General features: G+C 71.9%; 21 protein-coding genes. 6 read left to right on the top strand and 15 right to left on the bottom strand.

All coding sequences use genetic code 11. The features are described 5' to 3' along the window. The first annotated feature begins 2 nt into the window (after window positions 1-2). Window positions 3-839, top strand: coding sequence for a carbohydrate ABC transporter permease (locus CGL27_RS47555; RefSeq protein WP_107439211.1), 837 nt, complete (start codon window positions 3-5; stop codon window positions 837-839). A gap of 74 nt (window positions 840-913) precedes the next feature. Further along, window positions 914-3,883 (top strand): glycoside hydrolase family 2 TIM barrel-domain containing protein, encoded by a 2,970-nt coding sequence (locus CGL27_RS47550; protein WP_119993948.1) that lies wholly within the window; start codon window positions 914-916, stop codon window positions 3,881-3,883. Window positions 3,884-3,918: 35 nt separating this feature from the next. Here CGL27_RS47550 and CGL27_RS47545 read toward each other — a convergent pair whose 3' ends face one another. The 5 genes from CGL27_RS47545 to CGL27_RS50550 form a co-directional block, all read right to left on the bottom strand. Beyond that, window positions 3,919-4,938 carry an LLM class flavin-dependent oxidoreductase gene (locus CGL27_RS47545; RefSeq protein ID WP_078646373.1) on the bottom strand — a complete coding sequence of 340 codons (1,020 nt, stop codon included), beginning with the start codon at window positions 4,936-4,938 and terminating at the stop codon, window positions 3,919-3,921. Window positions 4,939-4,952: 14 nt separating this feature from the next. After that, complete coding sequence (locus tag CGL27_RS47540; protein WP_119993947.1) at window positions 4,953-5,492, bottom strand: flavin reductase family protein; 540 nt, start codon at window positions 5,490-5,492, stop codon at window positions 4,953-4,955. 33 nt (window positions 5,493-5,525) lie between these two features. Further along, window positions 5,526-6,320, bottom strand: coding sequence for an alpha/beta hydrolase (locus CGL27_RS47535; protein WP_119993946.1), 795 nt, complete (start codon window positions 6,318-6,320; stop codon window positions 5,526-5,528). A 74-nt stretch (window positions 6,321-6,394) separates the two neighbouring features. Then, window positions 6,395-7,630 carry an acyl-CoA dehydrogenase family protein gene (locus tag CGL27_RS47530; RefSeq protein ID WP_119993944.1) on the bottom strand — a complete coding sequence of 412 codons (1,236 nt, stop codon included), beginning with the start codon at window positions 7,628-7,630 and terminating at the stop codon, window positions 6,395-6,397. Between the two features lie 488 nt (window positions 7,631-8,118). Next, the gene (locus CGL27_RS50550; RefSeq protein ID WP_162953232.1) at window positions 8,119-8,286 is read right to left on the bottom strand and encodes a hypothetical protein; all 168 of its coding nucleotides are present in this window, start codon (window positions 8,284-8,286) and stop codon (window positions 8,119-8,121) included. A 162-nt stretch (window positions 8,287-8,448) separates the two neighbouring features. On the opposite strand from CGL27_RS50550, the gene CGL27_RS47525 reads away from it, so the two are divergent. Both CGL27_RS47525 and CGL27_RS47520 read left to right on the top strand, forming a co-directional pair. Beyond that, window positions 8,449-9,456, top strand: a complete 1,008-nt coding sequence (locus tag CGL27_RS47525) for a helix-turn-helix domain-containing protein (RefSeq protein WP_119993942.1) — start codon at window positions 8,449-8,451, stop codon at window positions 9,454-9,456. Window positions 9,457-9,768: 312 nt separating this feature from the next. Next, complete coding sequence (locus CGL27_RS47520; RefSeq protein WP_162953231.1) at window positions 9,769-10,071, top strand: peptidase inhibitor family I36 protein; 303 nt, start codon at window positions 9,769-9,771, stop codon at window positions 10,069-10,071. 67 nt (window positions 10,072-10,138) lie between these two features. Here CGL27_RS47520 and CGL27_RS47515 read toward each other — a convergent pair whose 3' ends face one another. Next, window positions 10,139-10,396, bottom strand: coding sequence for a hypothetical protein (locus tag CGL27_RS47515; protein WP_162953230.1), 258 nt, complete (start codon window positions 10,394-10,396; stop codon window positions 10,139-10,141). 89 nt (window positions 10,397-10,485) lie between these two features. After that, window positions 10,486-11,589: a hypothetical protein gene (locus CGL27_RS47510; protein WP_240450889.1), complete on the bottom strand. Its 1,104-nt coding sequence runs from the start codon at window positions 11,587-11,589 to the stop codon at window positions 10,486-10,488. A gap of 320 nt (window positions 11,590-11,909) precedes the next feature. On the opposite strand from CGL27_RS47510, the gene CGL27_RS47500 reads away from it, so the two are divergent. Next, a complete protein-coding gene (locus tag CGL27_RS47500; protein ID WP_119993933.1) occupies window positions 11,910-12,710 on the top strand; it encodes an alpha/beta hydrolase in 801 nt (266 codons plus the stop codon). A 122-nt stretch (window positions 12,711-12,832) separates the two neighbouring features. On the opposite strand, the gene CGL27_RS47495 is transcribed toward CGL27_RS47500, so the two are convergent. Continuing rightward, window positions 12,833-13,432, bottom strand: a complete 600-nt coding sequence (locus CGL27_RS47495) for a TetR/AcrR family transcriptional regulator (protein WP_119993931.1) — start codon at window positions 13,430-13,432, stop codon at window positions 12,833-12,835. 116 nt (window positions 13,433-13,548) lie between these two features. Between CGL27_RS47495 and CGL27_RS47490 the strand changes: the two genes are divergently transcribed. After that, window positions 13,549-14,370, top strand: coding sequence for an SDR family NAD(P)-dependent oxidoreductase (locus tag CGL27_RS47490; protein WP_119993926.1), 822 nt, complete (start codon window positions 13,549-13,551; stop codon window positions 14,368-14,370). A gap of 229 nt (window positions 14,371-14,599) precedes the next feature. Here CGL27_RS47490 and CGL27_RS47485 read toward each other — a convergent pair whose 3' ends face one another. From CGL27_RS47485 to CGL27_RS47455, 7 genes are all read right to left on the bottom strand, one after another. Next, window positions 14,600-17,746, bottom strand: a complete 3,147-nt coding sequence (locus CGL27_RS47485; protein ID WP_162953229.1) for a discoidin domain-containing protein — start codon at window positions 17,744-17,746, stop codon at window positions 14,600-14,602. Between the two features lie 211 nt (window positions 17,747-17,957). Beyond that, window positions 17,958-18,926, bottom strand: coding sequence for an acetylxylan esterase (locus CGL27_RS47480; protein WP_119993924.1), 969 nt, complete (start codon window positions 18,924-18,926; stop codon window positions 17,958-17,960). Between the two features lie 69 nt (window positions 18,927-18,995). After that, the gene (locus CGL27_RS47475) at window positions 18,996-20,018 is read right to left on the bottom strand and encodes a twin-arginine translocation signal domain-containing protein (protein WP_119993922.1); all 1,023 of its coding nucleotides are present in this window, start codon (window positions 20,016-20,018) and stop codon (window positions 18,996-18,998) included. A 124-nt stretch (window positions 20,019-20,142) separates the two neighbouring features. After that, the gene (locus tag CGL27_RS47470; protein ID WP_119993921.1) at window positions 20,143-21,429 is read right to left on the bottom strand and encodes a TRAP transporter large permease subunit; all 1,287 of its coding nucleotides are present in this window, start codon (window positions 21,427-21,429) and stop codon (window positions 20,143-20,145) included. 3 nt (window positions 21,430-21,432) lie between these two features. Continuing rightward, a complete protein-coding gene (locus CGL27_RS47465) occupies window positions 21,433-21,984 on the bottom strand; it encodes a hypothetical protein (RefSeq protein WP_119993920.1) in 552 nt (183 codons plus the stop codon). Then, window positions 21,981-24,113, bottom strand: coding sequence for a hydantoinase/oxoprolinase family protein (locus tag CGL27_RS47460; RefSeq protein WP_119993919.1), 2,133 nt, complete (start codon window positions 24,111-24,113; stop codon window positions 21,981-21,983). Before CGL27_RS47460 ends, CGL27_RS47465 begins: the two co-directional genes overlap by 4 nt. A 75-nt stretch (window positions 24,114-24,188) precedes the next feature. Then, window positions 24,189-25,787: an FAD-dependent oxidoreductase gene (locus CGL27_RS47455; RefSeq protein WP_119993918.1), complete on the bottom strand. Its 1,599-nt coding sequence runs from the start codon at window positions 25,785-25,787 to the stop codon at window positions 24,189-24,191. Window positions 25,788-25,811: the final 24 nt, after the last annotated feature.

The raw sequence follows: 25,811 nt of genomic DNA, 5'->3' as shown, positions 1-25,811 counted from the left end.
TCGTGAAAGGCATGAAGGGTACCCGCGCCAGAGGGCTGACCCTGCACATCTCACTGATCGCCGGTGTGCTCGTCTCGCTCTTCCCGTTCTACTGGACCATCGTGATGTCGACCCATTCGTCGACGGAGATCTTCCAGTACCCGCCGAAGCTGCTGCCGGGCTCGCACTTCGACGAGAACGTCCACCATCTCTTCCAGAAGATCGACTTCTTCGGGTCGATGTTCAACACCCTGGTCGTCGCCGTCTCGGTGACCTTCCTCGTGCTGTTCTTCGACTCGCTCGCGGCCTTCGTCTTCGCGAAGTTCCACTTCCCGGGCCGCCGGGCGCTGTTCGTCATCATGATGGGCATCTTCATGGTGCCCGCCCAGCTCCAGGCCATCCCGCAGTTCGTGATCATGGCGAAGCTCGGCTGGATCGGCTCCCTCACCTCCCTCGTCATCCCGGCGGCCGCCAACGCCTTCGGGATCTTCTGGATGCGCCAGTACATGAAGGGCTCCATCCACGACGAACTCATGGACTCCTCCCGGCTGGACGGCTGCGGTTTCCTCCGCCAGTACTGGCACGTGGCGCTCCCCGTGGTCCGGCCCGGCCTCGCCTTCCTCGGCATCTTCACCTTCATGGCCCAGTGGAACGACTACGCCTGGCCGCTGATCGCCCTGATCAACCCGGACCATGTGACGCTCCAGGTCGCCCTCTCGCAGCTCAACAGCGTGAACGGCACCACCGACTACGGCATGGTGATGGCCGGCGCGCTGCTCGCCCTGATCCCGCTGCTCGTCGTGTTCTTCATCGGCGCCCGCCAGATCATGGCGGACCTCGCCAAGGGGGCCATCCGCTGATGGATCCGCGTCCGCTGAACACGCCTCCGATAGACCCGCCTCCGTTGGACCCGCCTCCTTCTTATCCGCGCCCGATGGCCCTGCGTCCCTGGGAGTCGCCCGAACTCACCTCCTGGCGACGGCTGCCGATGCACGCCGTGGACCGCGCGGCGGGCGCCATCTCGCTGGACGACGACCACTGGCGCTTCCAGCTGCTGCCCGCGCCGGAGGTGCCCCCGTCCGAGGACTGGCGGCATCTGAAGGTGCCCGGCGCCTGGACCACTCAGGACACCGGCGACCTGCCGCAGTACACCAACTGGCGGATGCCCTGGCCCGACATCCCGCCGCACTCCCCCGCCGCCAACCCCACCGGCGTACACGAGCGCGACGTCGACATCCCGGCCGACTGGGCCGGGCGCCGCGTCATCCTGCACGTCGGCGCCGCGACCAGCGTGCTGATCGCCGAGGTGAACGGCCGGGCCGTGGGCATCGGCAAGGACTCGCATCTCGCGTCCGAGTTCGACATCACCGACGCGGTACGGACCGGGGCGGCCAACACCGTACGGCTGACCGTGGTCAAGTGGTCCGACGCCTCGCATATCGAGGACCAGGACCACTGGTGGCACGGCGGCATCACCCGCCCCGTCCTCCTCTACGCCACCGATCCGCTGCATCTGGCCGACGTGAAGATCAGCGCCCCCGCCGACGGACGACTGCGCGTGGAGGTCCAGGTGCGCCACGCGGACGGGCCACTGCCCGCGGGCTGGCGCGTATCCGGACACCTCGACGGGGTCGGCGAACTCACCCCCGACGAGGAGTACGCCGCCTGGTGCGTCCGGGAGGACCGGGTCTCGGACTTCCTCGGCGAGGCGCGCCTCCTCGCGACCGTGCCCGACGTACGCCGCTGGTCCGCCGAGACGCCCGAGCTGTACGGGCTCGACATCCGGCTGCACCGCCCCGACGGATCCATCGCCGACATCTCCCGCCACCGCGTGGGCTTCCGCACCGTCGAGATCGTGGGCAACGACCTGCTGGTCAACGGCGAGCGCGTCTTCATCCGTGGCGTCAACCGGCACGACTTCCACCCGCTCACCGGCCGCACCGTCACCCCGGGTGACATGCGCGCCGACCTGGAGACCATCAAGCGCTTCGGCTTCAACGCCGTCCGCACCGCGCACTACCCGAACGACCCCGCGCTGCTGGACCTCGCTGACGAGCTGGGCCTCTACCTTGTCGACGAGGCCGACATCGAAAGCCACGACCACGCTCACGAGATCGCCGACGACCCCCGCTATCTGGGCGCGTTCGTGGACCGGGTCTCGCGCATGGTCCTGCGGGACAAGAACCACGCGTGCGTCATCGTGTGGTCGCTGGGCAACGAGAGCGACTACGGCGCGAACCACGACGCGGCGGCGGGCTGGCTGCGCCGCTACGACCCGACCCGCCCGCTGCAGTACGAGGGGGCGGCCAAGACCGACTGGTCCGGGGCGGACATCGCCTCCGACATCCTCTGCCCGATGTACGCGTCACTGGACGAGATCACCGCGCACGCCGCGTCCGGGGAGCAGACCAAGCCGCTCATCCTGTGCGAGTACTCGCACGCCATGGGCAACAGCAACGGCACCCTCGCCGACCACTGGGCGGCCATCGAGACCACCCCGGGTCTCCAGGGCGGCTTCATCTGGGAGTTCTGGGACCACGGCATCCTCCAGCGCCGGGCCACGGGCCGCCCCGCCGGCCCTGCCGCGTCCGGCGCCTACGCCCACGGGGTGGCGGCCGACGGCTACCGCTGGGCGTACGGCGGGGACTTCGGCGATCTGCCGAACGACGGCGTGTTCTGCGCGGACGGTCTGGTCTTCCCCGACCGCACCCCGAAACCCGCCATGTACGAGCATCGCGAGATCGCCGCCCCGCTGCGGCTGACGCGGAGCGATCCTGGCCGCCCGCCGCGCGTCACCAACGCCCAGCACTTCCGCGATGTGTCCTGGCTGACGGCCGAGTGGCGGCTGTCCGTCGAGGACGGCGGCACCCGCACCGCCCCGGCCGCACTGTCCGACCTCCCGCCCGGGGCCTCGGCGGACCTGCCCCTGCCGCACGGGCTGCTGGCCGAACTGCCCGCCCCGGGCGCCGCCGGCGGCGGCGAGGCATGGCTGACGCTGCGAATGACCACCCGCCACGACGAGCCCTGGGCGCCGCGCGGCACCGAGGTGTGCGCACCCCAGATCCAGGTGCGCGAACGACCCGCCCCGGCGCCACTGGCGGCGGTGTCCGTGGCGATGTCCGTGGCGGTGTCCGCCCACTCCCCCGACGTCGACGCGGAAGGGCTGTTGCGCCATCCGCTGCTGACCTGCCCGCCCGCCTTGAGCCTGTGGCGGGCGCCCACCGACAACGATCTGCTGGGCGGCGCCGCGGACCACTGGCGCGCGCTGGGCCTCGACCGGCTCGTCCGCGAACCCGTCTCCGTCGACCGGACGGACGGCCGCGTCCGCGTGCGCTCCGTCTACCCGACCGGCGCCGGGCCCGTCGAGCACCAGCAGGTCTTCGGCCTCCTCAATGACGACGGCCTGCTGATCGAGGAGACCGCCGTCCTCCCCGAGGGGCTGACCGACGTCGCGCGCGTGGGCACGGTCTTCGAGACGGTGGCCGGGCTGAACCACCTTCAGTGGTACGGCCAGGGCCCCTGGGAGACCTACCCGGACCGGCGGACGGGCGGCCCGGTGGGCCACCACCGGGCCCGCGTGGACAGCCTGTTCACCCCTTATCTGCGCCCCCAGGAGAGCGGCGGCCGGTCCGGCGTACGCCGCTTCGCGCTGCTGTCGGACACCGGCACCGGTCTCGGCGTACGGCTGGACGCGCCCCGCCAGGTCTCGGTCACCCGGTACCGCGCGGCCGACCTCGCGGCCGCCTCCCACCACGACGAGCTGATCCCCAGGCCGCGGTGCGTGGTCCAGCTCGACGCCGCCCACCGCGGCCTGGGCACCGCCTCCTGCGGCCCGGACACCCTCCCGCGCTACCGGCTGGGCCCCGGCACATACCACTGGTCATGGGTGCTGCGCCCACTGTGACGCGCCCGCGTCGGGCGACGTGGAGGTGGTGCGCGCTACGGGGCCGCCTGCCAGCCCAGTGCCGGGCCGAGCCGGGTGGCGATGTCCGTGAGGATCTGGACGTAGTCCTCGTGGTCGAAGGTGAAGGGCAGGGCGAACGCCACCTCGTCGACCTCCCGGAAAGCGGCGTGGGAGGCGAGCCGTTCGGCGATCTCCTCGGAGGTGCCGACGAGATCGGGCGCGAACATCATGCGCGCCGGTCCCTGGGGCGTGGCGGTGCGCGGCAGGCGTCGCAGGGCGTACTGCTCATACTTCGCGCGCTGGTCCGGCGAGGCGGTGTCGGTGGGGATGACGACAAGCCCTTGGGAGACACGGGCACGGTCGCCGTCGGGGTGGTGGGCGCGGAAGGTCCGTATGTGCGAGAGCTGGATCTCGGCGAAGTCCTCGGACTCCTCCGCCTTCACGACACTGCTGGTGAGCAGGTTCATTCCGTGTTCACCGGCCCACTGGGCCGACCGCAGGCTGCCACCGCCGTACCACATGCGGCGACCGAGCCCCGGGGAGTGCGGCTGCACGCGGTCGGAGAACACCTCGAAGCCCTCGACACCGCTGAAGTCGGTGACCGGTTCGCCGCGTACGAAGTCCAGCAGCCGTCGCACCCGCTCGTGGCCGAAGTCCTCGAGGTCGGCGGTGTCGGGGTAGAGCGCGCCCTTGACCTGGTCGTAGTGGTTCGGCGGACCGACACTGACCCCCGGGTTGAGGCGGCCCCGGGACAGGATGTCGACTGTCGCCAGGTCCTCGGCCAGCCGCAGCGGGTTCTCCCAGCCCACGGGTATGACCGCGGTGCCCAGCTCGATGCGGCTGGTGCGCTGCGAAGCCGCCGCCAGCACGGCCATCGGGGAGGAGATGCCGTATTGCAGATGCCGGTGGCGCACCCAGGCGCTGTCGAAGCCCAGCCGTTCGCCCATCTCGATGATCTGCAGTGTCGACTCATGGCCCCGGTGAGGGTCGGCCTCGTCGAACAGCCCTATGGTCAGGAAACCCAGCTTCCGTAGGGGCTTCGAGGTCAGCGGCATGGTGCGGCTCCCTGTCACATGGCGGTCGACGACGTGAGGCTGACGGCGGTGGCGAACGCGCCGTCGTGGTGGACGAGGGCGGGCCCCTCGGCGGGACCGCCTCCGGACTGCACCTCGCCGATCACGAGAAGATGGTCGCCGACCTGCTCACACCGGGTCACTCGGGCGGTGAGCCAGGCCGGTACTCCCTCCAGCACGGGGAGTCCGTCGCCCGCGTCCTGCCAGGAGACACCCGCGAAGCGGTCGGTGCCACTGCGGGCGAACTGCCCCGCGAGCGCGGCGTTGTGGGCGCCCAGCACATGGACGGCGAAGCGGTCCGCGCGCCGGACGGCGCCGGCGGTCGAGGCGGCGGCGCCGAGGTAGAACGAGACCAGGGGCGGGTCGAGTGAGACCGAGGTGAACGAGGTCGCGGTGAACCCGGCGGGCCCCGGCACGGTGATGACCGTGACGCCGGCCGCGTGCCTGCGCAGGGTGCGGCGCAGTATGTCGCCGTTGTCGGCTCCTGTGGGGGCGGTCGCCGGTTCGGTGGCGGGGCGGCCGGTGGACACGGTCATGTGATTCCCTTCTCAGGGGGCGGTGCCGGACGGTCAGGAATGTGCGGGGTGGGCGCCGGTTTCGAGGGTGAGGAGCGGGCTCATCTCGCGGTCGGCGCGCAGGCGTTCCAGCCACAGCACGATGGTGGCCGCCGTGGTGCGGTGAGTGGCGTCGTTCAGCACGTCGTGTACGCCCTCGTGCAGTACGCCGAGGGTCGCGTGTGGCAGTCGTTCGGCCAGGCCGCGGGCCTGCTCCAGCGGAGAGATCGGGTCCGCCTCGCCGTGCAGGACCAGGACGGGGAGGTCGGGCCGGGCGTCGGGCAGCAGATGCGCCGGTACGGGGCCGAAGAGGCGCCCTCGGACGAACTCCCGGTCGTCGGTGATCTTCTCGCGGTGGGTCGGGCAAGCGGTGCGCGCCGCCAACTCGGCTTCCCAATCGGTGATTTGGTCATCGCCGGTGGCGCCGGTGGCCGGTGCGGATCCATCCGTCGTCGGCGCGGTTCCGGCGAGGATCAGGCCCGCCGGCGCGAGCGGCGCATCGGTGTCGGCGGCCGCGTGGAGGGCCTGGAGGGCGCCGGTGTCGCTGCCGATGAGGACGATCGGCGCGGCCGGGCGTTCACCCGCGGCCGCCGCCACCTTGGTCAGCACCTCCCGCACCGTGTGCTCCGGCACTGTATCGAGGGCGTGCACGACATACCCGTCCGCCGCGAGCCTGCGGCCGAAGCGCTCGTACGTGCCGCCGTGTTCACCGCGGCCGGGCAGGACGAGGAGGGTGCCCCGCGGCAGGATTCCGGTGGGTGGCTGCCAGCTGTGCACTGTGGTGGCGGGCACGGTGGGTGCGGTGGTCATCGAGCCTCCTCGGCCTCGGTCATGCCGATGAACTCGACCGACGATGCGGGCGATGGGGAGGGTGGGGTCATGGGTCAATTGCCTTTCGGGGCAGGTGGGTTGGACACGGTGGCGGTGAACTGTCGGGCCAGTGCCGCGCGGCCGGTGGCGGTGAGGACGGAGTCGTCCTGCGGGGTGTGCACACGGCTGCACAGCACGTCCCGGTAATGCCGCTGGAGCGGGTTGGCGTGCGTGAGGCCGTGATTTCCGGTGAGCGTGAGGGCCTGGTCGACGGCGGTGATGGCGGCGCGGGTGCCGAGGACCTTGGCGACGCCCGCCCGTTCGGCGGCCTCCGGGTCGCCCGCGTCGACACGGGCGGCGAGCGCGTCCACGAGCGTGTCGGCGCCGATGAGGGCCGTCTCGATCTCGCCGACGGCGCTCTGGAAGCGGGGCAGGGTCGCGAGCGGCGCACCGAGGGCGGTGGGCACGCGCTCGTGCAGGAAGCCGGTCAGCCAGTCGCGGGCGGCGCCCGCGACGCCGAGGTACAGCGCGGTCAGGCCGAGGGCGTTCCAGGCCCCGGTCACCGGGTCGGGGCGGGCGCCCGGCGTGTCGCCGGGCTCGGTGAGGCCGATGACGTCATCGGCGGGGACCGGCACGGAATCCAGGACGACGTCGTCGCTGCGGCTCGCCCGCAGACCGACGTGATCCCAGGTCGGCTCCACGGTCAGCCCGGGGCTGCCCGTGCGGACGATGAAGGTGCCGACGCGTACGGGCTCCCCGTCGCCGGCTTCGGTGCGCGCGAAGACCAGCATGCGGCTGAGCCCGATCGCACCCGTGGAGTAGATCTTCCGGCCCGTCAGCAGCCAGTGGCCGCCGTCGCGCCGCGCGGTGGTGGCGGGCAGCCCGCCGCGGATCGGGCTGCCGAGTTCCGGCTCGACGCGCAGGGTGTTGACCAGGGCCGGGCCCGCGGCCGACGCGGCGAGCAAGTCGGCGTAGACGGTGGCCGGCCAGGCGGGCGTACGGGCCTCGGCGGCGTGGACGAACAGGGTCATGGCCGCCACCAGGGCCACGGCCGGGTCGCCGGCGCCGAGGGCGCGCAGGATGCGGACGGTGTCGGCGAGCCCGGCCCCGGGTCCGCCGTGCCGCGTGGCGACGGTGGCGGTGAGCAGCCCGGCTTCGTGGGCCAGGGCGACCCCTTCGGTGGGGAAGGAGGCATCGCGGTCGTGTGCGGGAGCACGGGCGGCCAGCGCCGCGGTGAGCGCGGGAAGCCGGTCGAAGTCCAGGGGCGGCAGGGCGGTGGAGCGGTGGGTCCGGTCGGTGGTGGAGGTCACGGGGTCTCCGGAGTGGCTGTCGCGTCGGCGGTCGTGGTCGTACGGGGTGCGGCGCCCGCGGTGGTCCGGTCCCCGGGAGCGTGGTGATCGGCGCGGCGGACGCGGACCGTCACCGGCGGGGCCGCGGCCCGTCGCTGAACACCGCGCCTACGAACACCGCGCACGGCTCCGGGGACGGCCGGAGCAAGGTCCGTCGATCCGGAGGCGGCTGATCACGCCCGGGCTCACGGGAGTTGAGGGGGAATCCCGGGCCGGGCCGGGCCGGTGGCGGGAAGCGGTCACCTACATGGTGCCGAGCGCTCCCAGGGACGGCGAAAATCGCCGTTCAGCGACAAAGAGCGCTGGAGGTGCGCAGGTAGTCCACGTAGCGGCAGAGCACGCCCGGATGCGTCGAGTGCATACCCCTTATGGTCGCGACCGCAGAAGCCGCTGTCAATGGACACCTTTAGGTGTCTCATCGTGCGGAACCCCGGCGACCTGCGCCTTCGTCAGCGCATCAGCGCTGACGAAGCGGCTATCGCCCGGCTCCCCGGACGATCCCCCTGCTGCCCGGAGGGCACCTCGACACCCAGCCGGGCAGGCAGTCGTTCGCGCAGCATGACGCACTCGGGGGTGCCGTGCCGGCGCGGCCACGGGCTGATGGGAATTCTGGCCATCAGGCCGGACAGCCTCCCGGTCGCCACTGACCGCGACCCGAGCGAGACGACAGCCTCAGAAGGTACAACAGCCTCAGTAGGTAAACCATTTGGGTACATCGTGGGGCCGCCTGGTCCGTGGCGGCGACGCGGTTGTCGGTACGGTGATTCCGGGAGTGCGGAATGTGGTTGAACGTATCGAACAAGGACCTGCCCGCGCAGGACCGGTTCCCCTTCTGGGCCGATCTGCTCTCCCACGAGTTGGCCCCTCTCACGCTCAGCAGCACGAAGGCCACTGTGGATTTTCCCGCGAGGGCCTCCGTACTGGACCTCGGCTCCGTACGGGTGGTCGCGTTCAATAGCCCGCCCGCGCACCTGAGACGCACCTGGGCGGACATCCGGCGGGCCGACCCGGGCACGTACCAGCTGACCTTCGTCTCCGGCACCCCACTGTGGGTCAGCCAGCGGCGCCAGGACTCCGGGCTGGTGCTCGGCGACATGGTGCTCTGGGATGTCTCGCACCCGTTCGAGGGCGCGGTGCCCGACCAGGGCCGTCACGTCCAGTCGGTCATCATGCAGCTGCCGCGCGAGGAGCTGCCGCTGCCACCGGACAAGGTCCACCGGCTCCTCGCCCAGCCCTTGTCGGCCCGCACCGGTATGGGAGCGATTCTCGCCCGGTTCATGACCACACTGGACGCCTACGGCCGCGACTGCCACCCGTGCGATCTGAGCCGATTAGGGGCGATGGCACTCGACCTGACGGGCGCCTGTCTGGCCCAGCACCTCGGAGCCTATGACGACCTTCCCACCGAGACCCGCCAACAGGCCCTGCTGGCCCGCGTCAACGCCTTCATCGACCACAACCTCGGCGATCCGGACCTGGGACCGGCGGACATCGCGGCACACCATCACCTCTCCGTGCGCTCCCTGCACACGCTCTTCCGGCAGCAAGGGGAGACCGTGGCGGCCTCGATACGCCGGCGTCGCCTGGAACGCTGCCACGCCGACCTCACCGACCCCCGGCTGCGACGGCGGTCGATCAGCGCCATCGCCGCCCGGTGGGGGTTTCTGCGCCCAGCGGACTTCAGCCGAGCGTTCCGCGCCGCGTACGGCGTGGCGCCCAGAGAGCTCCGGCAGGTGGCGCTGCGCGGTCTGCCGGATACACGGCGGGCCGCGCTGAGCGACAAGTAACCCCGCACGCATCGCCAACTCGCGGCCGACGGCACGCGCCACGATGTGAGTGAGGGAACCGGGGGAAGGCAGGGGGACGCCGGCACCGTACCGCGGCCCCCGCGCCTTCCGCCCCTCGTTCAACTGAACACAGAGGATTGCCGCGCCACATCAGCACCACACTCCTAGCCAAAAGGGGGAACATCCATGCGGAAATTGCTGGCTTTGTCCGCCGGTGTCGCCGCGCTCGCAGCGGCACTTGCCGGACCGAGCGCCGCAAGCGCATCCGAGACCCGCTTCACCGAAGTCGCCGGGGTCGAAGGACTGTACAGGGTGACTGGAACCAGCAGCGACGCCATCGCGCAGGACGCGTACGACCGTTGTGGGGCGGGCACGTGCTTCTTCCAGCACTTCCAGGGCGAAGGGCTGTTCTGGACCGTCCCCAGCTGCGGACGACATCATCTCCCCGACTACCTCGACGGCAAGGCGACGTCGGCCTGGAACAGGACACCGACCCCCATCGTCCTCTACGACGGCACCTACACCGGGCGGCTGGGAACCATGCCGGGTGGGTTCAAGGGCGACCTCAACCCTGCCCACGACAACAAGCTGAGCTCCGTCGACGCGGCCTGCTGAGCCTGCCCGAAACCAGCGAAGGTGCGCACCCGCTCACTCACCACGGCCCCGCTCGTACCGCACCCCGTCACAGCCGCCACCGGACCACCGTGTCCGGCTCGGCCTCGACCGTGCCCGGGTGGGCGGCGCAGGAGCTGTGGATGTCAGCGTCCCGTTGACACCTGGGCGTGCCGACGCCGGTGTTCTCCGGTCCGGATGCCTCGGCATCCGGACCGTTGGCGGCCCGGCCGATCGCGGTGTGCACACCGTATCGGCCGGGCAGTTCCTTCGCCGACAGCAGCCACTCCGGCAAGGTGGCGCCACCGGTGGTCTGTTCGTCGGGCAAGGTCGGTGTCATCCCGGCTGGGGCGGCGGCTCGTGCGCCGGGGTGGCGGTTGGGGAGCTTGCGGACGCGTGCACGTGCTCGTTACGCCGCTACCCGCGCTGCTCGTAGCGCCGCCACTCGCGTCCACCGTCGCGAGAGATCCATAGCCCCTCGCCCTTCACCAGGTCGTACGTCGCCGTCGTCGCGTCCGCGATGCCGTAGAGGGTCGTGCCGTCGACGGTCATCGACGTGAATTTCGCCGGCGTCTTCAGTTCGTGGAAGGCGCTGTTGGTGCGGTCATCGGCGAGCCAGTAGCGGCCGCCTTCCTCGCCGACGAGCAGCCGCCCGTCCGCAAGCACCTCCAGGACCAGCGACTCCGGGCCACGCTTCAGGTCTCTCCAGGGGATGCCGCCGGTGAGGACCGTCTGCCAGCGCTCGCCGCCGTCCGTCGTCACCAACAGGCCGCGTACGCCCTCGCCCCGGGTGAGGGACAGTGCCACGGTGCCGCCCCGCGCGACGAGGATGCCCCCCGTGAACGGCTTCGGGACGGCCGTGGAGCCAAGGATGCGACCGTCGTGCTGCCATACGACGCGGTTGGGGTCTTCGGTCAGGGGCTGGGCCAGGCTCCAGGCCGTGCCTCGCTCGTCGATGTCGAGGCGGATGGCGTCGTCCAGCACTCCGGCCGGGGGCGCCACGGTGCGCGTGGCGGGGCGGTAGATGAGGGTCGGCTCTAGTTCGGCGAGCAGGACGTCGCCGGGGCGGGTGCGCAACGGGGTCTCGGTGTTGATGACCTTGTGCGGTTTGCCGCGTACATCGAGGGCGTACGCTCCCTCGGTTCCCTCCCCCGGGGGCACCCGCACGAAGCCCCCGCGCACCCCCTTGAACGCGGCGGGCGCCGCCTCCGCGTCCGCGTGTTCCGCGTGCTCGGCGACCGTACGGCCGTCGGGGCCGACGATGCGCCAGGCGGTGGCGGCCGGCCCCTCGTCGTCCTCGACGTTGCCGGCGTTGTACGTCAGGAGCAGCGAGCCGTCGTCCGCGCGGACGACGCCGGTGGGTGCGCCGGCCGCTTCGATGACATTGGCGGGGCGCGGGTGAGCGTCTTCGATGACGCGCTTGTACTTCGCCTCGCGGTCCCCGTAGTCCCCGTGGTCCCCGTCGTCGGAGCCGCCCGGGCCGCAGGCGGTCAGCGCCAGCGCCGCACTCGCCGCGGCCACGAGCCCGCCCCTCCGTCTCCCGCGCTTCCTCAGCGATGCCATTGCCACATCCTCACATGAGGCGGTGGCCGCCTTGTACGACGGCTGGTTGATTCCGCAAAGCTCTGAGGGAACGGCTGCGTCCCGCCACCACCTCGCGAACTGCCCCGAGCGTGGCCCTAGCGCCCTCGTCCTGCGCCTGAACCGGATACGGGCGGAGCGCCGTGCCGCCATGGCCCCTGCGGCTGCGGCTCCCGCCGCCGCGGCGGATCCCGCGACCGCCGTTTCATGCCGCTGAACCGATACACCGTCTACCATCCGGAACAGCACGAGGAGACACCGTGACGAACGCCATCAGGACCAGGAAGAACCTCGAGGTTCAGCGATCGGACGAGACGACGGTCCGGTACACGGCCAGCGGTCCGGCCGGCGGGCCGACTATGGCTCTCATTCACGGCTGGGCGTGCAACCGCGGCGACTACGACGCGGTGACCGACCATCTGCCCGAGGACTACCGCGTTCTCGCGATCGACCTCGCCGAGCATGGCGAGTCGCGGTCGACGCGAGACGTCTGGACCATGGAAGAGTTCGCCCGCGACGTGGCGGCGGTACTGGAAGCCGAGTCGGTGGACACGTGCGTCGTGGCCGGGCACTCCCTCGGCGGGGCCGTCGCCGTCGAGGTCGGCCGACTGCTCCCCGGCACGGTCTCGCGTGTGGTCGCACTCGACGCGCTGCACTACTTGTCCCTGTTCCCCGCGCTGAGCGAAGAGCAGACCGATGCGATGCTGAGCATGTTCCGTGAGGACTTCGCCGCAGGGGTGCACGGTCTCGTCGAGGCCGGTTCGCCGGCAGGGACCGACACAGCCTTCAAGGCTGCGTACTTCAAGAAGATGGTCGCGGTGCGGCAGCCCGCGGGTCTGCGTTCCATCGAGGGTCTGATTCGCTGGGACATGGACGCGGCGCTGCGCGCGACAAAGCAGCCGATCACCGTGTTCGCGATACGTGACCTGGTGACGCGGGAAGCGATCGACCGCTATGGGGACCGCTTCGACATCGTGCCCGTCGACCTGGGCAGCCACCACTTCCCGGTGGAGGCGCCCAAAGGCACGGCGGAGCTTCTGGCCGGCGCGGCAACCGAATAGGCCCTCGGGGAGTATCCGAACGGAAATCAGCGGTACGTCTCCGGGCTGGAACGCTTGGAGACGGGCGCTCAGGGGGCAGGAGCCGACCGGGCCGAGCTCCGCGGGTGTGGATCCGCTGCTGTTCAGGGGCCGAAAGCTCTGAGGGTCGCGTCGACAAGTGAGTCGGCGTATCCGGCGGTCAGCGGACCGCTCCGGTGCAGCCACCGCTGGAAGAGGGGGGCGTAGAGCACTTCGAGGACCAGGTCGAGGTCGGCGTCGGCGTCGAGCTGGCCGACTTCCTGGGCGCTTCGCAAGCGTGCTTTCTTCGCTTCTTCCAGCGGCTGGGCCAGCTTCTCGCGGTACTCGGCCGCCAGCGCGGCATCATTGGCGATCTCGGTATTGAGGGCCCGGATCAGCCTGTCGAAGGACGGGGCGGCGAACTCCTCCGCCGTGGCACGCATGACAAGCTTGAGGTCTGCCTCGAGGTCGCCCGTGTCCGGCAGTGCGACCGACTGCCCGTCCGCATCCTCACTCAGAGCCAGAACGGCGGCGAAGACGACCGCGCTCTTCGACGGCCACCGCCGATAGATCGTCTGCTTGCCGACGCCGGCACGGGCAGCGATGGCTTCGACAGTGACCTTCTCGTACGCCTCCTCTGCGACCAGGGCGCGGGCAGCCTCGAGGATCGCCCGCCGCGACCGTTCCTTGCGCCGGGAGTGGTCCGGCCCCTTCTCATCAGGCATGCGTCCAGCCTACCCCTGAAACGAAACGAGACGATCCGTATTGATGGACTTCGAGTGATGCCCTAGACTCAAAACGAATCGAGACGAACCGTTTCCTTTACTGAGAGTGAGACGCCGTGGCGAATGCAAGAGTCTGGCTCATCACCGGTGCATCCCGCGGCCTGGGCAGAGCTTTCACCGAGGCCGCCTTGGCGGGCGGCGACCGAGTAGTGGCTGCCGCGCGCAACGTCGGGCCTCTGGAGGAACTGACCGAGAAGTACCCCGGCCACCTGGTCCCGCTTTCGCTGGATGTCGCCGACCGTCAGGGCGTGTTCGACGGGGTGGAGCGTGCGGCAGCCGCGTTCGGCAGACTGGACGTTGTCGTCAACAACGCAGGCGGAATGCTCTACGGCATGGTGGAGGAAGCCACGGAGGAACAGATCCGGGCGAGTATGGATGTGAACTTCTTCGGCGCTGTGTGGGTGGCTCAGGCGGTCCTTCCCCACTTGCGCGCCCAAGGCGGGGGACGGCTCCTCCAGGTCACCTCGATGGGCAGTGGCGGCGGCATGGCCACCGTCGGCTTCTACGGCGCAGGCAAGGCCGCGCTGGACTCGGTCAGCGAGGCACTGGCGATGGAGGTCGAAGGGTTCGGCGTCAAGGTCACCAACGTGCAGATGGGCGGCTACAACACCGGCCTGTTCACCGCCGGCACCACGACCACCGAACCCCTGGCGCGGTATCAGCCCCTGCGAACCGAGATGGAGGCGATGTGGGGCGACGCCGTCGGCCCGGAGCCGGAAACCGCTGCCCCGGTCATCATGGAGCTGGCCGCACTGCCGGACCCGCCCCGACGGCTGATAGTCGGCAGCCAGTCCTTTGACCACGTCATGGAGATGGGCCGGGCCCGAACGGATCTGTACCGGTCCTGGGAGCACCTCAGCCGTATCGCCCCTGGCTGACCGCATCCCGCGCCACGACATGCCCGTCCCCGCCCCGCTGCGCAGTCGCCGGGACGGGCATGTACCTGCAAGCACGCCGCCCCGGCGGGAACCGCCGGAGCCGACCGCAGTGCAGGCTGCCAGCCGGGTTGGGAGGCGCTGTTCGGCCGCGTATCCACGACGGCGCGTTCTCCGCGACGGGCCTCACCGCCCGCCACCCGCGTACCGGCGAGCTGCCGGTACGGAGCGGTCAGCGCACCGTCAGGCGTCGCAGGCGTGAGACCGCCGCAGGCGCCGGCCCGTCGACCTCGAGGCTGACGTAGCGGGCCGTCTCGGAGGCGGTCAGCCGGCGCACACGGCCCCGGCCGGTGAGGGTCCCGGCGTCCCGGTAGGTGATGCCGTCCGTGCTGAAGGCGATCTTCGCGCCCGGCGCCCCGCCCGTCGTCCACTCGGTCTCCACCAGGCGGACCGGGCGTGCCGCGCCGAGGTCCACGACCATGCGGCCGCGCGTGCCCGGCGTCCACGCCGTGTGGGTGTCGCCGTCCACCGCCGCCGCGGGGTCGGACATGCCCTCCGGCAGCGGGCTCGTGGGGAAGACGGTCCTGCCAAGGGCCAGGTCGTCGTGCGGGTGGGCGGCCGCCCCGGCCAGGACGACGGTGATCGTCCGGCCCGCCCTGACGACGGCGACCTGGCTGCGCCCCTGGGCCCGGACGCGCAGGGTGCAGGAGGCCCCGGACAGGCGCACGGTCGCGCCGTCGACGACCTGGACCCGCAGCCCCGACGGGAGGCGTCGGCTCGTGAGGGGGGTGAGCGTGAAGCGCGGGGCCAGCACGACCGCCGTGGCGGCGGGCAGCGCGGCCTCGAAGGACGTGCCGTCGGCGGTCAGCCGCTGCGTGCCCTCGAAGACCACCGTGTCGGTGCCGGTGCGCGGGATCGTGATCCGCGTCCTGACGGACTCGCCGGAGAGGTTGAACAGGGTCAGGTGGCCGTCCGTCAGCGCCGTGCGCACCTCGGTGTGCTCCGCCGTGGGTGCGGTCCCCCGGGCGATCGCGCGCAGCTTCCCGGCCGACGTGCCGGGGAAACCCTCGACGAGGAGAGGTGCCGCCGGGCCGTCGCCGAGGACGATCTTGTCGTCGTAGACGCCGATCGGGTTCCGGCCGTCCCGCACCACGAGCCCGGCGCGTCCCTCGACGTCGAGCCAGCCGCCGCGGCTGCTGACCGCCGACCCCGGCCCGGTCGCCAGGTCCTTCCAGTCCCGGCCGTCCGTGGAGCCCTGGATGCGGTAGGCGCGTCCTGCCGCCGATTCCCAGCGCAGGGTGACCCGGTCGACCCGGCGCTCGGCGCCGAGGTCGACGGCCAGCCAGCTGTCGGCGCGCGGACGGTCGTCCCTCGACACCGCCCAGCGGGTGGCCGCGTCGCCGTCGACCGCGAGCGGCGCGCCCTTCCCGGCGTCGGCCGACGAGGCGGTGGCGGACCCGCCGCGCGCGAGGTCCGCGCCCTGGGCGCCGTCGCGCACCTCGAAGGCGTACAGGGAGTACCCGTAGGCCGGGTCGGGCCGCACGCCAAGCATGCGGACGTGGCGCACCGTCGTGGGGGTGAAGCCGAGGTCGTCGACCCGTCCGGCGGGCGTGCCGGTGGAGGTGTCACGGGCGCGGACGGTCGCCTCGCCCTCCTCGAAGCGGTAGGTACGCGCGCCGTCGAGCCCCGGTATGCCGGGCATCGTCAGGTTGTGCACCTCGAGGTGGCCCTCCGCGTCGGCGGTGCCGCTGCTCGCGTAGACGACGGCGCCCGTCGGGAGCGTCGCGAACCCGGCCCAGCCGCCGTCGAGGCGCAGGAGCGTCGCGCTGCCGTCGAAGCCGTCGCGCAGGGACTCGTATACGCGCACGGTACGGCCCTGGACCCGCGCGTCGGTGGCGGGCAGGAACATCGGGGTGGCGCCGCTGAGCCGGAACAGCCAGTCGTCGTGCCCCGGCTGCCAGGCGAACTTCACGAACCCGGGCTTCGTCACGGCACCGGCCCACGCGGTGCGCGACTGGTGCGACACCAGTCCGGGGCCGGTCCCGAAGTCCGTGACACCGCAGGCCCGCGCGAACAGTTCCTCGCGCGAGAGCGCCTCGACGGGCCGCCCGGATGCCGCCGCCCACACATGCAGCAGATAGCTGATCGCGATCTCGGCGCGTGCCTCCGGCTCGTACTTCGGCTCCCCCGAGAACTTCGCCAACCGGTGCTCGGGCGGGTACTGCTGGTACGCCTCCAGCCGCGACGCCAGCTCCCGCTCGGCGCGCGCCGCGGCCCGGTCGCGCATCACCTGGGAGAGGAAGGCGAGCGGGATGACGTCCCTGCCGTAGAGGTGCTCGCGGTCATTGACCATCGGCATCAGCGGTTCGCCCGCATCGCTCATGACGCCCAGCAGGGTGCGCCACAGCGGCTGGGCGTTCGGCTGCCGGGCGAGGACCTGCGGGAGGGGGCGTCCGGCGGCCAGGAAGTGCGCGGCGTTGCGGCCGGAGGTGCGCCACAGCTCCTCTTGGTAGTGCGGGCCGAAGGAGCCGTGGTTCTCGACGATGAAGGTGTCGTACAGGTTGCGGGCGGTGTTCTCGGAGACGGCGACGCCGTCCACGCGGGCGGGGTTGGCGAGGTCGGCGGGCGGCAGCCCCGCCTCGTTGCGCGACCAGATGCCGTACCACGTGGCCCAGTCGGCGGCGCGGCGGTCGTCGTGGGCCCACGCGAGCGCCGGTGCGAGGGTCTGCGCGTACAGGCCCATCTCTTCCAGCTTGGTGTCGCCGATGTGTCCGCCGCTCAGGCCGTTCGGCGTCCAGTCGCCCGAGGCGGGGTCGTCGCCGCTGCCCAACGACACGGTGTAGGCGGCCTGTTCGCGGACGATGGTCTCGACGTTCCGTTGTGTCTCGGTGTCGAGGTCCTTCCACAGCAGCCGGGCGGCGAGGACGAAGTACGACTGGAAGGTGGTGTCGAAGAAGAGCGTGCGGCCCCACTCGTCGCCGCCGGTGAGCCGGTTCGACGCGGCGAAGTGACGGATGGTGGCGAGCGTGCGCCGCTCGAGGGTCTCCCGGTCGGTGCCCGCGCGCGCCGCGTCGTAGGTGCCGTGGGTGAGCAGGACCGCGTTGCCGAGGACCACGGCGAACCCGAAGTCCTTGGCCCGGTAGTGGCCCTGGGTCTGGTCCCACTGCGTCTCGGACCACCGGGTGTGGTCCAGGAGGACCCGCAGGTAGGTGGCCGCGACGGCGTCGGGCGGCGGGTTGGTGCTGCCGTGCTCCGCGTGGGCGCTCGCGGCTGCGGTGAGCGGGGGCAGGGCGGCCAGCGCGCCCGTGAGACCGGCGAGGTGCAGGAAGCGGCGGCGGTCGAAGGGCACGGTTTGATACGACACGGGGCGATACCTCATAGGCTGGACAACGTTGTCAGAAGAGGGGTGCCGCACATTCTTCGGCGGTTCCGGTCCGCGCGTCAACGGGTGTGACGTCAGCAGTTCACCGGTTTTCGCGGGGGCCGTCCGTACGGCCGGGGTGTTTCCGGGCAGGGCTCATCGACCGGTGGGGCAGGGCCGCCCACCAGCCGTTTCGGGGGTCGTGCGGCGATCCGGACCGCCGCCCGTGTCACATCCGGGGCCTGAGCCACCTCAGCTTCGCCGCCGCCTGGTACGGCCCGCCGCCCTCGTGGCCGTTGAAGTCGTACACCTCGATGGACTTCTCCTCGTGGGCCCAGGCGTTGAAGGCCGCGAACACGGTGGAGGGCGGGCACGTCTGATCCTCGAGGGCGGTGGAGAAGAGCGCGGGGGCCCGGCCACGAGCGGCGAAGTGGACGCCGTCGAAGTAGGAGAGGGTACGCAGCGCTTCCTCGGTGCGACCGCGATGCGTGCGCAGGAACAGGCCGATCTCCCGGTACGGGCCCGAGTCCGTCAGGGTGACGGCGCGCGGGAAGTCGCACAGGAACGGCACGTCCGGGGCGACCGCCAGCAGGTCGGGGACCAGCCCTCCCACCGCGATGGAGATCCCTCCGCCCTGGCTCTCCCCGATGACCGCCGTACGGGAGGCATCGGTGAGCGGATGCGTGCGGGCGGCCTCCACCGCCCGCACGGCATCCGTGAACACCCGCCGGTAGTAGTGGTTCTCCGGCGCGTCGATCCCGCGGGTCATGAATCCCGGGTAGGCGGGGGCGGCGCCCACCGGGTCCGCAGTGCCTCCCCCGCCGCCCCAGCCGCTGCCCTGGCCGCGGGTGTCCATCACGAAGTGCGCCCGGCCGGTGGACGCCCAGAGCAGGTGCTCGTGGGGCAGTCCCCGCCCGCCTCCGTACCCCACGAACGCCACGACGAGGGGCACCGGCTCGGCGACCTGCGCGGGCAGTGTCAGCCAGCCCTTCACCGGGTGACCGCCGAAGCCGGCGAACGTGGCGTCGTACACCCGCACGGTGCTCAGGCCCGTGTCGACGGGCTCGAAGCGGGCGTCGAGGTCGTGCTGCCGGGCCTCCGTCAGTGTGGCGGACCAGAACGCGTCGAAGTCGTCCGGTTCGGCGGAGACGCTTCGGTAGCGGTGCAACTGTTCGCGTGGAAGGTCGAAGAGCGCCATGCGGGACTGTCTTCCTCAGGAGGGCGGATGGTCGTACGGTGCGTACCCCGGGTCCGGCGGGGACCGTGGCTATCCGCGGGCCATGGCGATGGATCCGGCGAGGCGTTCGCCCGCTTCGTAGATCATGTACGGGACGCCGCCGTCGGTGCCGAAGGAGGGGGCCGCGGCCCGGCCGTTCTCGGGCGCCGATGAGCGGGAGTTGTAGAAGACGCCGAGGTGCTTGCGGAGCGAGAAGTCCTTGCCCACCTCGGTGATCATGATGTCGCCGCCGCTGGCCTTGTCCTTGTTGTAGACGACGAACGCGGAGCCGCCGCGGGTCAGCAGGTGCGGACCGCCGACGTTGACCGCGCCGACGTCCGAGTGGCGCACCAGCGGCGTCTGGGCGAAGGTCCAGTTGCGGCCGTCCGCGGACCAGCCCCAGCCGATGTCCCGGTGGTCGGTGGTGTTGTTGGTCATGAACAGCATGACGTAGTGGGCGCCGCGGGAGGGCAGGTCGTACTGGAACACCCGGGCGTAGGACGTCTCGGTGGTGCCGGCGGGCATCATGGACGTGCTCAGGACCACCTTGTCGTAGGTGAAGTGGATCCCGTCCTTCGAGCGGGCGAGGCGGGTGATGGTGTTCTCGCCGTGGAAGTACAGCCAGAACTCCTTGACGTCCTCCTTCCACAGCACATGCGGCGAGGAGACGTGGCTGACCGAGTAGTGCGGGTCCCATCTGTTGGATACGATCGGGTTCGACGGGTACTCGGTGAACGGGCCCTCCAGGGAGTTTCCGTAGGCCAGGCAGATGCCGCCCGGCGCGTCGTGCGGCGCGTAGTAGAGGTAGTACCGGCCCAGGGGGTTGGCCAGCTTGTCGTAGACCCCTCGGATCGTGGGGAAGATGATCTCGCCCGTCGGGTTGTACTTCAGCTTCGACGGGGTGAGCAGCGTGCGGACGTAGGTGTAGTTCGGGAATCCACCGGGCGCGGCCGAGGGGGACGGCGTGGCCGAGGCGGACTGTATGGCCGGCCCGCCGACGGTGAGCGCCGCGCCGGACACGGCGGTGGCGCGCAGGAACATACGGCGGTCGAGGCCGGATTGCGGCTCGGGCATGATCGGCTCCTTGGGTCGGATACTGCGGGTTCGGTGGCCGGGGGTTCGGTGGCTACGGGGTGGGGCGGCTACGGGGTTGGGTGACCGCACGGGCCGGTCGAGGCGTGGGGCGGGTCGGCTTCGGTCACAGCTCGGTGAAGGCGGTGACGCACAGGCCGCCGAAGGCCACGGCCCACACGTACGGCAGGGTGCGCAGCATCACCTGGTGCGGGGAGACGCCCGCGTACTGGGCGCTCCACACGGTCTGGGTGCTGGTCGGGTCGGACACGCCGAAGACCTGGTTGTACGAGGCGGTCATGCCGAGGACGGCGACGGCCGGGTAGATGCCGGTGGCGACGAGGACGCCCGCGATGCCGGCGCCGAGGCCGAAGACGTTCAGGGGGCCGCGGAACAGGCACAGCGGCACCAGCAGGGTGAAGACGAGGATGAACAGGACGGTGTTCTGCGGGCTGACGGATTTGACGAGGGGCTGCAGGGCGTCGACGGCGCCGGGCAGCTTGACCGCGGCGAGCAGGATGCCGATCGCCACGAAGAGGGTGATGGGCGGGGCGGCCACTTCGAATCCGCCGTAGAGGGTGCGCAGCAGGCGGCGGTTCATCTCCCGCGGCCGGGTCGTCGTCACCAGCGCGTACAGCACTCCGCCGAGGAGCGAGGGGATGATGGCCACGTCCAGGCCGAGGGCGAGGGTGAGCGGGACCGCCGGGGTGAGCAGGGCGTACCAGGGGGCGTCGCCGAGCCGCCGGCGGCGGTCGCCGCGCGCGGGCCGGGCCTGCGCCGACTTCAGGGACCAGGTGTGCTCGACGCCGCGGCGCCGGGACTCCACGAGGACGTACGCGACGGCGGCCACCAGCGCGAACGGGAACAGCTTCACCATGAAGCCGCGCACCGTGTCGACGGGCAGGTCCAGGGCGGTGGAGAAGAACTGCCACACCGGCAGTTCGAAGGGCACACCGACGGCGATCCCCATGAGGACCGTGCCCGCCGCGGTCACCTTGGGGATGCCGACCGCGATCATCGCGGGGATGCCGATCAGACCGGCGAGCATCGCGGCGGGCGCCGATCCGGTCACGGTGCCGACCACCGCGGACACGGCGAGCACACCGAGGGCCACGAACACCGGCCGGTCGCCGCCGAATTCGACGATCTTACGGACCAGGGTGCCCGCGATACCGGTCTCCTCCAGGAGCTTGCCGAGCCACGAGCCGAGCAGGATCGCGATCATCGTGGCGGCGAGCGCGGGCGCCCCCTCCTGGAGCACCGTGTCGAGCACGCTGCCCTTGCCGGTGAGCGGCGCGTCCGCCAGGAACGCGATCACCACGGCGAGCAGCACCAGGGCGAACGCCGTGGGCAGCTTGCGGGTGAGCATGGCGGCGACTCCCGCCGCCATGACGAGCAGAATGACGACACCCATCGATCAGTTCTCGCTTTCCCAGGACACGGCGGCGGCCAGCGCCTCCGTGAGCAGCAGAGGGCTGCGGCCCAGGCCGCAGGCGGCGTGGGCGTAGGCGTGCGCGGCGACCTCGTCCGCGCCCGCGACGTACGCGTACAGGCGGCGCCGTCCGAACCGCAGTGCGGTGTGGCCCAGCGCCCGCTTGAACTCGGCGCGCACCGCGGTGTGGTGGAGCCAGGCGTGCGCCTGCTCGTGGGCGAGGGCGGCGGCGCGCACCGACCCTTCCGGGAACCAGTGGCGCCAGCCGCGCTCGGCGACCAGCCGCTCGGCGCGCTCGACGGTGTCGGTGTACACCTCGACCACCGGCGGCCGGGACCGGTAGCGGGCCAGCAGCCCCGCGTCCAGCCCGCCGTCCCGCTCGACGACCCGCACGGTCCCGGCCCGCGGGGTCATCCGGCGGCCGAACTCCGTCGCCGCCACCGCCCAGTGGCGCAGCAGCACGGGGTCGCGGTTCTCGTGCGTGGGTGTCCCGCCGAGCAGGCGTACCGCGAGGTCCACGTCAAGGTCACCGCTCATGTCCGCGACTCCACGACGGCGACGACCGGCTCCCCGGCGCCGCGCGGACGCAGTTCGGCGCGGGCCAGGGCGAGCAGCGCGTCGGGCTCCAGGACACCGGAGAGGTCCGCGATCCGGCCGCCCACCAGGAGCCGTACGGCCGGGGCCCGTACGCCTCCGTCACCGTAGGAGGTCGCGTCGCGGACCAGTGCGGCGAGCGCCTCGCCGGAGCCCTCCACGGTCATGGTCTCCACTCGCGCGTCCGCCGCGCCGAGCCGCACCACACCGTCCGCGTCCACCACCCGCACCGGATGGCGGTCCGCCCGCAACCGGCGCCGCACCTCGGTGCCGTAGACCGTGTACGCGTCCGTCCCCGCCAGCGTCCGCACACGGGTCTCGGGTGTTTTGAGGCTGGTGGCGGCGGCGCGCAGCCGCTCGTCGGCATCGGCACGATGTGCCCGGTCCTGGGTGCGCAGCTCGGTGGCGCCCGTCGCGACCGCCCGCACGGTGTTGGTCTGCGGGTCGACGGTCACCTCCACCTCGACGCCGTCGGCGGCGGCGCCCTGGGCGACGACGGCCCGCTCGGCCTCGGCGCGTACCGCGAGGATCTGTTCCTGGGTGGCGCCGGGGACGATGCGCTCGACCTGTTCGCGCACCAGCGCCAGCGCCACCCCGATGGGGCTGATGACCTCGCTGTGGCGGGCGATGCGCCCTTCGAGCCCGGCGGAGGCGGCCAGATGCGGGGTCACCGCCGCCGCTCCCCCGCCGCCGCCCACGAGGAGGGCGGTGTCCCGGTCCAGCCGGTAGTCGCGGATCATGGCGTCCACCACCGACCTGACCTGCTCCGTCCCCGCGTCGAGGACCGACCGCGCCGCACCGGCCACATCCGTGCCGAGCGTGGCGGCCAGCGGGGCGAGGGCGGCCCGCGCGACCTCCTGGTCGCTGCGTGCGAAGTCCTCCTCCCCGACCCGTCCGAGCGCGTTCGCCGCGCACGTCATCGTCACCGCGAACCGGCCGCCCGCCGCGTCGAGGACCACGTAGTCGTCCGGGTCACCGGCCATCGGCCGCACCATCGCCACCCGGGCGTCCCGCAGTTCCTCGGGCGAGGCGAAGCAGGCGTAGGGCAGGCCCGCGATGTGCGCGCTGCGCGGCCCGACGCCGGCCACCTGCCCGCGGGAGACCCGCACCATGGAACCGCCGCCGACTCCGACCGTGCGGACGTCGAGGGCGCTCAGGTAGGAGGTCTTGCCGAGGATCGTCGCGTGGCGCACCGCCACCTTTCCCCGCCGCACCACGCTGATGTCGGTCGAGGTGCCGCCCGTCTCCAGGAAGACGCCCTCGCTGACCCGCTCCTGCATCAGCGCCCCGGCGACGCCTGCCGCCGGGCCCGACAGGATCGTCAGCAGCGGACGCCGGCGCATCTCGTCCAGCGACATCACGCCGCCGTCGCAGCGCATCACCATCAGCGGCGCGGTCACCCCGGCCTTCGTGATGGAAGCGTCCACCAGATCGGCCGTCGCCAGCATCCGCGGCAGGATCGCGGCGTTCACCACCGCCGTCCGGGTCCGCTTGTGCAGCCCGTACATCGAGGTGATCTCGTGGGCCGCGGCCAGCGGCAGCCCCGTGGGCCGCGCCACCTCGAGCACGGCCTGCTCGCCTTCGGGCCGGTCCACCCCGAACGGCTCCGTGGCGACGAGGACCTCGGCCCCCTCGGCGCGCACCCGCTCCACGGCCGCGCGCACCTCGGCCCGCGCGGACGGATCGGCCACGTGCGCGTACACCAGCGGAAGCCGCTTGCCGGGGGTGAGTTCGAGCTTGCCGAAGGCGGCGAGCCGCCGGGTGATCACCGCGCCGGGCCCGCCGCCGATCCCGATCAGCCCGACCGTGGCCACATCGCCCTCCAGCAGGGCGTTGGTGGCCTGGGTCGTGCCGTGCGCCAGGAACACGACGTCCCCGGCCGTCCGGTCGACCTTCGCCAGGAGCTGTTCGAGCGCCTCGACGATGCCGTGGGCGACACCGTCCTCGTGATGATGGCTGGTGGGCACCTTCACCTGGCCCACCAGTGTGAGCGCGGCGGCGTCGACCGCCACGGCATCGGTGAACGTGCCACCCACGTCGATGCCGACGCGGATGCGGCGGTCTGGAGTCATGGCGGGGCACCTCCTTGTGTGTTGACGTGCTTCGCGTGGTACGGGACGGGGGGCCGGAAGAGCTGTCGGACGGGGTCAGTAGCCGCGGACGTCGGGCCAGCGGCGCTGCACACCCGCCCGGTCCAGGAGGCGGCCGAACTCCTCGAACCGCTTGTCCTCGGCCTGCACCTGGTGGGGCTCCACGCCCTCGTCCAGGCAGTGCGCGGCGAGCGCGCCCGCGACCTCGCCGACGTTCCACTCGACCGGGTGCAGCCGGTAGCAGCCGTTGGTGATGTGGGTGGTGCCGATGTTCTTGCCGGCGGGCAGCAGGTTCCGCACGCGGCGCGGCACCAGCGCACCGAGCGGGATCTCGAACGGCACGGAGCCGACGTCGATGTACGTATCGCCGCCCGTGGAGGGGTGCAGGTCGATGCGGTAGCCGCCCACTCCGACCGAGTCGCGGTAGCGGGTCCTGCCATGGGGACCGACCACGTCGATCGCGACGTCCTGTTCGACGACGGTGGTCACCGCCTTGATGCGCCGCGACTCGCGTACGTAGGCCGCCTTGGCCAGACCGTCCGCGGTGCCGGTGACGTCCGGGCGGATGCGCAGCCCCGGGAAGCCGGTGCCGCCGTCCGCCCGTGGTGCCTCCGTCTGCAGCCAGTACAGCACCGACAGCGACAACTGGCGCGCCTCGTGCAGGGCTTCGGCCTCCTGGCCGATGTACGGCTTGAGCCAGTAGTCGTTGAGCGGCCAGTTGACGAGGGTGATGTCCGAGCCGAAGGCGCCCGGCCGGTGCAGTCCGCGGGCGAGGATCCGGCGGAATCCCCACAGCTCCTTGTCCCCGGCGTCGGCGCTCTGGTCGGCGCTGACCGCGAGCGGGTCGAGGTCCGGGTTGGGCACGAAGGTGCGGGGCACGGACTCCAGCGTGCGCGGGTCGGGCGCCTCGAAGCCGAGCAGCGGACCCGGCCAGAAGCCGGGCCGGTAGGAACGCCAGAAGTCGTAGTCCTCGGGCCGCTCCACGGTGTGGTCCTCGCCCTCGTGGTGCGAGAGCGCGAAGCACACGGTGATGCCCTGCTGGTTATCGGGCCGCGCTTCGGCGGGGGCGTGCGGCTCGCCGAACTCGTCCTGCGCCTCGGCCCCGTTGGCGTGCTCCACACCGGCGAGGTCGAGCAGCTCGCCGGTCTCCGTGGCGTCGATGACGTACCGGGCGGTGACCGTGGTCCGCCCACCGGAGCGCAGGTCGCGCACGGTCACCGCGCGGATCATGTCGCCGTCCGTCTCGGCGGCCACGGCGCGGTGCTCGGTCAGGACGGTCAGCAGGCCCGCGGCCCGGTACGGGGCGAGCATGCCCTCGAGGACGGCGAGCGCCACCCGCGGCTCATGGCACAGCTTGCTGACCCGGCCGGCTCCCGGGTTCAGCTCCGCGAGCCCCAGCGCCTCGGCGCGCAGCGGGTACCACTGCCGGTAGTAGGCGCGGATTCCCTCGCGCAGTGCCCGGTAGGTCGCCGTCGTACCGAACTGCTCCACCCAGGGGTGCTCGTCCGGCGGCACGGCCTGCGCGGTGAGCTGGCCTCCGATCCAGTCCGTCTCCTCGGTCATCACCACACGTCGGCCCGCCCGGCAGGCGCCGAGCGCGGCGGCGACTCCGCCGAGGCCGCCACCGACGATCAGGATGTCCGGTTCCGCTATCACGCTGCTCCTTGGGGTCGTGTCCGA

This window comes from Streptomyces sp. 11-1-2 (assembly GCF_003595545.1).
Taxonomy (GTDB): domain Bacteria; phylum Actinomycetota; class Actinomycetes; order Streptomycetales; family Streptomycetaceae; genus Streptomyces; species Streptomyces hygroscopicus_B.
The sequence above is the reverse complement of the archived record's forward strand: the minus strand, read 5'-3'. Positions and strand labels throughout refer to the sequence as shown.

Coding starts and splice junctions, on each gene's coding strand:
- CGL27_RS47475 (WP_119993922.1), bottom strand. CDS start 20,018: ATGCCCGAGCCGCAATCCGGCCTCGACCGCCGTATGTTCCTGCGCGCC.
- CGL27_RS47525 (WP_119993942.1), top strand. CDS start 8,449: ATGTGGTTGAACGTATCGAACAAGGACCTGCCCGCGCAGGACCGGTTC.
- CGL27_RS47495 (WP_119993931.1), bottom strand. CDS start 13,432: ATGCCTGATGAGAAGGGGCCGGACCACTCCCGGCGCAAGGAACGGTCG.
- CGL27_RS47485 (WP_162953229.1), bottom strand. CDS start 17,746: ATGAGGTATCGCCCCGTGTCGTATCAAACCGTGCCCTTCGACCGCCGC.
- CGL27_RS47550 (WP_119993948.1), top strand. CDS start 914: ATGGCCCTGCGTCCCTGGGAGTCGCCCGAACTCACCTCCTGGCGACGG.
- CGL27_RS47540 (WP_119993947.1), bottom strand. CDS start 5,492: ATGACCGTGTCCACCGGCCGCCCCGCCACCGAACCGGCGACCGCCCCC.
- CGL27_RS47535 (WP_119993946.1), bottom strand. CDS start 6,320: ATGACCACCGCACCCACCGTGCCCGCCACCACAGTGCACAGCTGGCAG.
- CGL27_RS50550 (WP_162953232.1), bottom strand. CDS start 8,286: ATGGCCAGAATTCCCATCAGCCCGTGGCCGCGCCGGCACGGCACCCCC.
- CGL27_RS47480 (WP_119993924.1), bottom strand. CDS start 18,926: ATGGCGCTCTTCGACCTTCCACGCGAACAGTTGCACCGCTACCGAAGC.
- CGL27_RS47545 (WP_078646373.1), bottom strand. CDS start 4,938: ATGCCGCTGACCTCGAAGCCCCTACGGAAGCTGGGTTTCCTGACCATA.
- CGL27_RS47465 (WP_119993920.1), bottom strand. CDS start 21,984: ATGAGCGGTGACCTTGACGTGGACCTCGCGGTACGCCTGCTCGGCGGG.
- CGL27_RS47470 (WP_119993921.1), bottom strand. CDS start 21,429: ATGGGTGTCGTCATTCTGCTCGTCATGGCGGCGGGAGTCGCCGCCATG.
- CGL27_RS47460 (WP_119993919.1), bottom strand. CDS start 24,113: ATGACTCCAGACCGCCGCATCCGCGTCGGCATCGACGTGGGTGGCACG.